Source organism: Aureibaculum flavum, from assembly GCF_016406085.1.
Taxonomy (GTDB): Bacteria; Bacteroidota; Bacteroidia; order Flavobacteriales; family Flavobacteriaceae; genus Aureibaculum; species Aureibaculum flavum.
This window is the reverse complement of the sequence record NZ_JAEHFJ010000013.1, coordinates 100,389-108,627: the sequence shown is the minus strand read 5'-3', so window position 1 is coordinate 108,627 and position 8,239 is coordinate 100,389. Positions and strand designations below refer to the sequence as shown.

The 8,239-nt window shown below is 31.5% G+C and carries 9 protein-coding genes; 1 reads left to right on the top strand and 8 read right to left on the bottom strand.

Translation table 11 applies throughout. The features are described 5' to 3' along the window. Positions 1-91: 91 nt before the first annotated feature. From JBL43_RS18665 to JBL43_RS18655, 4 genes are all read right to left on the bottom strand, one after another. Positions 92-754, bottom strand: coding sequence for a DUF4145 domain-containing protein (locus JBL43_RS18665; RefSeq protein WP_198842881.1), 663 nt, complete (start codon positions 752-754; stop codon positions 92-94). Between the two features lie 716 nt (positions 755-1,470). Next, positions 1,471-1,881, bottom strand: a complete 411-nt coding sequence (locus tag JBL43_RS18660; RefSeq protein ID WP_198842880.1) for an energy transducer TonB — start codon at positions 1,879-1,881, stop codon at positions 1,471-1,473. A gap of 78 nt (positions 1,882-1,959) precedes the next feature. Beyond that, positions 1,960-2,082 carry a hypothetical protein gene (locus tag JBL43_RS20375; RefSeq protein WP_262896276.1) on the bottom strand — a complete coding sequence of 41 codons (123 nt, stop codon included), beginning with the start codon at positions 2,080-2,082 and terminating at the stop codon, positions 1,960-1,962. A 404-nt stretch (positions 2,083-2,486) separates the two neighbouring features. Continuing rightward, positions 2,487-3,599: a Fic family protein gene (locus tag JBL43_RS18655; protein ID WP_233098832.1), complete on the bottom strand. Its 1,113-nt coding sequence runs from the start codon at positions 3,597-3,599 to the stop codon at positions 2,487-2,489. 350 nt (positions 3,600-3,949) lie between these two features. Between JBL43_RS18655 and JBL43_RS18650 the strand changes: the two genes are divergently transcribed. After that, positions 3,950-5,137, top strand: a complete 1,188-nt coding sequence (locus JBL43_RS18650; protein WP_198842878.1) for a glycoside hydrolase family 5 protein — start codon at positions 3,950-3,952, stop codon at positions 5,135-5,137. Between the two features lie 185 nt (positions 5,138-5,322). Here the strand turns inward: JBL43_RS18650 and JBL43_RS18645 are convergent, their stop codons facing one another. The 4 genes from JBL43_RS18645 to JBL43_RS18630 all read right to left on the bottom strand — a co-directional run bounded on the left by JBL43_RS18645 (position 5,323) and on the right by JBL43_RS18630 (position 8,116). After that, on the bottom strand, positions 5,323-5,781 hold the full coding sequence (locus tag JBL43_RS18645; RefSeq protein ID WP_198842877.1) for a hypothetical protein: 459 nt from the start codon (positions 5,779-5,781) through the stop codon (positions 5,323-5,325). A gap of 61 nt (positions 5,782-5,842) precedes the next feature. Next, a complete protein-coding gene (locus JBL43_RS18640) occupies positions 5,843-6,361 on the bottom strand; it encodes a DMP19 family protein (protein WP_198842876.1) in 519 nt (172 codons plus the stop codon). 87 nt (positions 6,362-6,448) lie between these two features. Next, positions 6,449-7,240: a DUF6985 domain-containing protein gene (locus JBL43_RS18635; RefSeq protein WP_198842875.1), complete on the bottom strand. Its 792-nt coding sequence runs from the start codon at positions 7,238-7,240 to the stop codon at positions 6,449-6,451. Between the two features lie 90 nt (positions 7,241-7,330). Further along, positions 7,331-8,116, bottom strand: a complete 786-nt coding sequence (locus tag JBL43_RS18630; RefSeq protein WP_198842874.1) for a hypothetical protein — start codon at positions 8,114-8,116, stop codon at positions 7,331-7,333. Positions 8,117-8,239: the final 123 nt, after the last annotated feature.

Here is an 8,239-nt window from a genome sequence, read left to right as displayed (position 1 = left end):
AATCGTATTTTGAGCCTAGAATAATAGTGTGTAAATTTAATGAAGAAATTGTTTGTTTTTTAGCTCAGTTCTTTGTTGTAGGCAGTATTTATTACATTTCACTTCTGTATTGTTCTGTTAAAAGTTCCATTTCTATCCAATGTAGAGTAACTTTAATGAGTAATTTCAAGTCATCAATATCCTTGGTTTCCCATTTTCTCACGTAATGTGCTTCATCATTACCCAACCAAGTCGCTCTTTCCGCCATTTCTTTAACGTTAACGTTGTCAATATCATCTTTAATACATTTGCCTAAAAATTTGGCTTTTATATTTGCCTCTTCATCAGGCTTTTTAGATATCAAATAATCTTTGATTAAAAACTCAAGTGCTTTTCGAAAGCCTATTCCACCGATATGATTAAGACTCAGAGATTCGGCTTTAGACGCTTGATTAAAGATTTCAACAAAATTTGCAGATAAGGCTTTTACATTATCTGAAAAATTGGCTTCTATAAAAGTTCCAACAGATGTTGATTTTAAATTAAATCGCCAAGTATTTCCACTTATTAACTCGTTTTGATAAACTCCAATAAATGTTCTTCCGCAATCAGAATCAGGACAACGATATATTATTTCCAAAAGTTCGTCTTTAATGAATGCTTGGTAAATTCTTGATGTTATTTTCTTATGACAAAAAGGACATTCATTCGGTTCAGTATTATATCCGACTTGATTGGAACCTCCTGTAAAATTTAAAGCTTGAATTACTCCCATAGTTTGTTTTTATATTGCCTACAACATATGTATAACTACATTGTAGATCTATCGTATATGTCTTCAAGTTATCAATTACTAAAGAAAATCGAAATTTTAAAGCTTCTGGGTTGAAGGGAGAAAATTGGGGTTTTGTTTAGCGTTACATATTTGCAAGCTAAGTTAGAAAAAAAGTGCAATAAAACAACTAATAAAGGCGTAAATGTTAGGGGGTTATAGCTGCTTTCAAATTTTTATTCAAAACTTGAATGGTCTAAGTAAACTTTACTAGTTTTTATGCAGAGCTGTTGGACGGTTTTATTTCACTGAATTTTCAATCTCCAAAATTATTTTTACAGAATAAACCGTTCGACAATTATTTGGTTCAGAATATTCGATTCCAACATAGTATTGATTTCTACATTCAGAGCATTTTATTATTTTAAAATAGTCTGTCAATTTGTGTATTCCAAAGCTCTTAAACGATTTTTCGGAAATCTTAAATTCACTAGAATTCAATAAATCCATGTGATTTATATTTGTACTTATTAATTTACAATTAGGACAAAGAAAATAGAATGGTGTTTTCTTTCCAGCATCATAGATTCGACTGGAATTGTTATTTTTTGCATCGTCAAAAAAGTGTTGTTTGACGATATTAAATTCTCCTTTAATTTCTAATAGATTTTGGAATCCCATTTGTTAAATTTTCAAATTTAGCTTCGCTCGTATTTTAACTAGTTATTTTTTTCCTTTTTCCGTTGCTCTTTTCTTTCCCTTTTCTTTTTTTCAGCATCAGTTTCAATAACAAAAGTTATGGGTAAAGTATACTTCATACTCTGACCTTCTTTTAGGCTATTATTTGGGTCTAGCTTCGGAATTTCACTAACAACTCTTATGGCTTCTTCTTCAAAATGTTTATGAGGTCCTCTTGCTCTAATGTCATGTATTTCTCCGTTGCTATTTACCTGAAATATTGCATAAACTTTTATTTTGTCTCCACCTTTATAACCTAAAGCTCTTACTATACTATCACTTCTTGACTTGTCATGATTTTCAATCGTTTTGTTTATGATTTCATCATAGTTGGATTGAGCAAAAGAAAATGAACAGAAAAACGAGATTAGTATAAATATGATTTGTTTCATAAGTGTATGTATTTAGTTAAAGTGTACATATGACGCCTTCCGCAGTGTTGGGAGGATTAATTTGTATTTGCCTTCAAATTATTTTGGATTCGTCCAACCTTCTGAAATTTCTCCGATAGCAAAATCTAGGAATAATAATATTACTATAATCGAGAAGGTAATTCCGATAATTTTGAAAATTTTCAATTTGTCCTTTTTCATATTTTAAGTTTTATCTGTACTATTTACTAACCTCTATAAAACGATTACCAATGAGTCGAGAGCGTTATAGCGTATATGTAGTTAATTTATTAATTACTAAAGAAAATCGAAATTTTATAGCTTCTGGGTGAAGGGAGAAAATTGGGGTTTTGTTTAGCGTTACATACTTGCAAGCTAAGTTAGAAAAAAAGTGCAATAAAACAACTAATAAAGATGTAAATGTTAGGGTGTTAGGTTGGGTTTATCGTTGCTAGTGCTATTCTATGTAGGACATGAGTTGTTTGAAGTACAACTATTTTAAATGCATTTGCACAAAAATATAATGAATTTGCTAAAAATATTTGGGTATCGGTTGTGTTGAGGTAGTTTTTGTTATGTGTTTTTAACATTCTTTATTTCAGAATTTATAATTCAAGGTTAGGAAGATTTAAAATATAGTTTGTACTTCTACCACCTTCACCTGAATCAGATAAGACACCTTTTTCTATTAAATCTTGAATATCTCTCCGTGCGGTGTCTCTATGTACTTTTGTTATTTTAGCCCATTTGGATGAATGTAGTTTTCCAACGAAATCGCCTTGGAGTTTATTTATCATTTCGATTTGCCTCTCATTAAATTGAGTGTTTTTATACAGCTCCCAAAACTTAGCTTTTATTAATATTTTAGCTAAAGTATGATTGGTTATCTCAAGTGCATCTGTAAGGCGTTCAAAGTACCATACGAGCCATTGGCTAATATCTATGCTTCCCTTTTGAGTAGATTCTAAAATATCATAATAGCCCTTCTTATATTTCATTATTTGTGCAGACATGCTATAGAATCGTTGATTAGTTCTATCTGCTCTGGCTAGTTGAGTATCTGCTATAGCTCTTGCAATTCTTCCGTTGCCATCATCAAAAGGATGAATGCTTACAAACCACAAATGTGCTATGGCCGATTTAATTACTGGTTCCATATTTGTGTCCGAATTGAACCACAATATAAACTGATTCATTTCCTCTTCTAATCTTGGAGCTTCCGGAGCCGTATAATGTACCTTTTCCTTTCCCATTGGACCTGATACTACTTGCATTGGACCACCCTTATCACCTCTCCAATCTCCTACAGTAATCTTGTACATTCCACTTCTTCCCGTTGGAAATAGGGCAGCATGCCATCCGCATATTCTATCCTTAGTTAAGGGTTCCTTGTATTTTTGAGTTGCATCCAACATCATCTCTACTACACCTTCAACACCTCTACTTGCATTAGATAACCCTGATATTTCCATTCCCAACCTTCTAGCCACCGAAGATCTGACTTCTTCAGGGTTTAATAACTCTCCTTCAATCTCACTTGATTTAATGACATCTTCTGTGATAGTTTCAAGTACCGCCTCCTCTCTAAGTTCGAACCCTATACCTTCCATTTTCCCTATTAATCTGCCTTGTAGATTACGAACCTTACTTACGTATGGCAGTATAGTGTCATTATCCCATTTAAAGTTTGGCCAGTCTTTGTTTTGATGTAAGTACATTTTTATAATTGACGCTTTATTCACGGCAAATATACGCATTAATTGGCGTAACACAAGTTAATTGACGTACTTTATACGTCGTTTAATGTGTGCTATTGCTGTATTATAAATAATTGCAGTAATGTGTACGTCATAAATTATGAGTAATTGATCTCGATAGTTATCGTGATAATACACTTTAATTGAGCAAAAATGGCATTAGCTGAACTCTTTCTAACGGTCGATTCTGTCAGAATACCAATCGGTTGTTTCACTTCGATTAAAATCATAAAATAAATGGTAATCATTTTCTTAATGATGACATAATCTTTGAATAAATTCTTAAATTTGATTAGAAATAAAATGATGATATGAAATCAAAAATTTTTAAAAAATCCACTAATCGAAATCTTATGATTATTGGAGTAGCTGCTTTGTTCGTATGCCTTTCTTCTTGTGGTAAATCAGATGAAACACCAACGATTACTGAGCCAATCCCTGTACAAGATTTACAACCCGACTTGCCCACTGCTACGGTAGACTCAAGTATGCCCGGAATTGGTGAAGCTCGTGATATAAGTTCTTTTGAATTGGTAGCTGAAATGGGTGTAGGATGGAATCTTGGAAATAGTTTTGATGTGATTTCCAAAGATAAGACCGATTGGGGAAATCCACTTCCCAATAAAGCAATAATTGATGCGGTAAGTGAGATGGGATTCAAAACGCTAAGAATACCTGTTACTTGGGAGTGGAATCAAAGTGCTATAGCACCTTATCAAATTGAATTGAATTACCTTGAAAGAATTAAAAAGGTAGTCGATTATGGTTTAGAGAATCAAATGCATGTAATAATAGATTTACACCATGATAATGAGTGGGCCAAACCTATACCCTCCTTAGCTGTGAATGTTAAAAAGCGTATGCACAGTCTATGGACACAAGTTGCTACCTATTTTAAAGAATACAATGAATCTTTAATTTTTGAAGTAATGAACGAACCTAGAATCAAAAACATTCCGGAGGAATGGAGTGGAGGTACTCTTGAGGGGCGAAATATTATTAACGATTTTCTTAAAACATCAGTAGATGCTATAAGAGCAACTGGTGGTAACAATGCTAAAAGGCATCTTATGATACCTACATGGGCTGCAAGCACTAGCCCTGACGCAATGAACGGATTAGTTATTCCAAATAATGACCCAAAGATTATTGTTTCATTACATTCTTATTTTCCCTATTTGTTTGCCTTAGAAGGTCAAGGAACATGGGGGTCTGATCAAGACAAAGCAGATTTGAGAGCCGAGTTTGATAAAATTAGACAAAAATGGATTGTTGAAGAAAAACGCCCTGTTATATTGGGAGAATGGGCAACAAAAAAGACTATAGCGGTTAAAAATCGTATTGAATATGCTGCGTTTTATGCTAAAGAAGCAACTGCAAGGGATTTATTAACCATTCTGTGGGATGATGGCGGTGATTTTCAATTGTTTAATCGAAATACTTTAACTTGGACTTCAACAGAACAGGCAGAAACAATAATTGAAAACGCGGTTAAGTAGTTAACAACTAAAGGCAATCTAACTTTTAAGACTTCGGTAGGAAGGGAGAAAATTGTGATTTTTGTTTAGCGTTATTAATTGATGTAAGCTAAGTTGTAAAAAAGTTACAAATAGCGAATAAATGTTTGGTAGTAAGAGGTTTAGGTATTTTTTTTTAACAGTGTAATTCTAAAAATATAGTTGGCCTAATTCCGCTCAAACACAATCGTATTTTTCTTGTTGTTATAATACATAAAAAGGTTTGTGTTTCTAATTTCAAACTCTTGAACCGAACTAATTTTATATAATTTTGTCCACTCAGGTTCATTTATAAATGTAGTTGTAATGGGGCCAATTTCTATTTCTCCAGTCTTTTGAATTGTGTAGTCTCCAGTGTATCCATTAGAAACCGTAATTCCAGAAACGGTTGCTTTTCCATTGCTGTCCGGAGCCGTAAAAATAGCAGTGATGTCACCATTATTAATATCGGGCCATGTATTGTCTTCTGATTTCGTAATTTTCTTATTTCCGTCTCTAAAGTAAACCACTTTCCAACTACCTGTCAAATCATAGGAGATGGTATCGTCATCTTTTGTGCAGCTATTGAATATGAATAGTGTAACGAGTAAAAGTGTCAAATTTTTGATTGAAGAAGAGGTTTTCATACTTTACTTATTTTAAAAGAATGACGCTAAATGCATTGTATGGTTGCGTAGCATGTGGTAATCAAAATTGGTTTTTGTGTTTTTCAGCATACTTTCGATGTAAATCTCTCATTGGGCCATCCGGATAATTTGAAAATTCCATGTCAAATTTTCTCATTAGTCTTTCAGAATTTTCATCTGAACTTTCAAAAAACCAACTTCCATTTTGGGGAAGTAATTCAACTGCTTGTTTTATGATTTTAGCAGATTTAATTGCTCCAATCTCATTTAGCGATTTTATTATTTGTTGTTCCTTGTCAGGAAACCATTCTTGTAAAAAGGTTAGTATACTATCAGCTTGACCTGCATTTTCCAAATGCATACATAAAAATAAATTTAATTGGATTGGGTTTAATGAGTCCGGGTTTTTAGCGTATCTATTTATAAGGATTTCATGTAATGCAATGGAAAAATCCGAATCATCACTTAATGAAAAGAGACCCTCCATATCTTCATCACTTACAATTTTATCTCGCTTGTGTATTTCATCTTTCATTTCTTTTGTCATCCATGAAAGCCCACTAAAAGAATCTTTTTCCATAGTTTAGAGTTAGTTATATTCCTGTCATTTTTTATAGCTTACCTACAATATACATATAACCATAATAAATTATAGCTGTTTTTGGCGTTATTTGTTCTTTAGAATAGCTATTGCTTTTTCATGACCATTATTTTCTGCAATTCTCATCAATGAAGTTATGCCATAATTTAAATGAAACCCTTTATTTTCCATAAATGCAACAAACTTATCTTGTTGGTCTGTTTGAAGAAGTCTAAATGGGTAAATGCTATTTTCTTGTTGTTGCCATGGTTTTAAAGAATATCTATCAGATGTAGATTCATGAAATTTATAATCTTTATTCTCAAATTGCTTTTGATTCTTATTGCTTATTTCTCTTAAAGTTTCTTTATAGTCGAGTCCAATATCTTCATAAGCTTCCTTAAAATCCTCATGAGTTCCTATAAATCTGTCTTTATGAAAGATTAAGTTTATACCGTGTTCTGAATCGCAACGAAATGAATTGAAATATAACATTACATAGGCAATATCATTTTTAAAGTGATTAAATATATTGATAGAACTAATACCGAGATAATTTGACAAATCTTCTTTACTTTTAATGGGGATAAAAGTTTCAGAATCATCTCCAAGTATAGATTTATAATATGGAATTAATTGATCTCTTACTATTTTAAAAACTTCTTCTACAATCTTCTCTTGATTAATGATTACATAATTTATCGCATTTATCTGTTCGGATTCTGGACATGGATTTTCATTATGTACATCAAGTATCTTAATATCAATTTGATCTCTCTTCCACTTAAGAGCATCGATTGAGTCAAATGTGAAAATTTCAGAAAACTCTTCTAATTCCAATTTAAATTTCCAGTCTCCATTAAAACGATACGTATTCATAATTTCAAAATATGTTACTTAATATGTTCTATCTTCAATTCTTGTTGGTTGTATTTTAATGGGACAATCAGTTATCTATACGTATATTGGTTAGTTATATTCGTAATTAAATTCTCTAGTCTTTATTCCATCCTTATTATTGAAAATACTCTTTTTGGTAACATTTCCATTTTTGTCAAATTCATATTCATAATTTGCAATATAACCATTAGAGCCTATTTCCTTTTTGATTAAGTTTTTACTGGATTTACCAAGATATTTTTTTCCGAAATTGATGTTTCCAATTGAATTGAGTTTATTTTTAAAATATTCGTATTCGATGTAATAAGAGTCTTCCGTAACTGTATTGTCTGACCCAATATTGCGATTAGTTTGTGTCTCTTTAACTAGATTTTTATTTGAATACTCATAGTCATATATTGTCGAGTAAGAGTAGGTTATATAATCATCAAATAAAACCGTCTTAATTACAAAACCATTTGAATTGTAAGTATGTCTTAAACGAGTTGTTAGCTTTTTTACTTTTGAAAAACTATTGGGACTTATATCTTTAGTAAATAGGGTTTTTTTGTTCAAAACTAATTTCCTCCAAGTGTTGTTTACTTCAATTAAAATACTGTCAGTAAAATACTTATAAACTGCAGGCTTAACATTTGCATAAGTTGTCTGTATTGAATCTCCATCTTTATTAATTTCGTAATTATTTAAAGATTCCTTTATTATCCTTCCTTCATTATCATACTGATAGTCGATTGTTAAAATATAATTTCCGTTTATAACACTTTGTTTTGTAATTAATGATGTATCAACTATTGCAGTATTTGATAGGTAGATGGTTGTAATAGAAGTTATTATAATAAAGATTATGTTTTTCATTTTGTTTAAATTATTGTCAACTTACGTTTAACCACTCCTAAAGTGTCTGGAGGGTTATTTCTCTTACCAATGTTGTCATTTAGCAGGTAAACCAATAGATATGTTAAGGCTTTTTTGGTAAAT

Excerpts from the sequence above, each read along its gene's own strand:
- JBL43_RS18665 (WP_198842881.1), bottom strand. The coding sequence starts at position 754 with ATGGGAGTAATTCAAGCTTTAAATTTTACAGGAGGTTCCAATCAAGTC.
- JBL43_RS18660 (WP_198842880.1), bottom strand. The coding sequence starts at position 1,881 with ATGAAACAAATCATATTTATACTAATCTCGTTTTTCTGTTCATTTTCT.
- JBL43_RS20375 (WP_262896276.1), bottom strand. The coding sequence starts at position 2,082 with ATGAAAAAGGACAAATTGAAAATTTTCAAAATTATCGGAATTACCTTC.
- JBL43_RS18655 (WP_233098832.1), bottom strand. The coding sequence starts at position 3,599 with ATGTACTTACATCAAAACAAAGACTGGCCAAACTTTAAATGGGATAAT.
- JBL43_RS18650 (WP_198842878.1), top strand. The coding sequence starts at position 3,950 with ATGAAATCAAAAATTTTTAAAAAATCCACTAATCGAAATCTTATGATT.
- JBL43_RS18645 (WP_198842877.1), bottom strand. The coding sequence starts at position 5,781 with ATGAAAACCTCTTCTTCAATCAAAAATTTGACACTTTTACTCGTTACA.
- JBL43_RS18640 (WP_198842876.1), bottom strand. The coding sequence starts at position 6,361 with ATGGAAAAAGATTCTTTTAGTGGGCTTTCATGGATGACAAAAGAAATG.
- JBL43_RS18635 (WP_198842875.1), bottom strand. The coding sequence starts at position 7,240 with ATGAATACGTATCGTTTTAATGGAGACTGGAAATTTAAATTGGAATTA.
- JBL43_RS18630 (WP_198842874.1), bottom strand. The coding sequence starts at position 8,116 with ATGAAAAACATAATCTTTATTATAATAACTTCTATTACAACCATCTAC.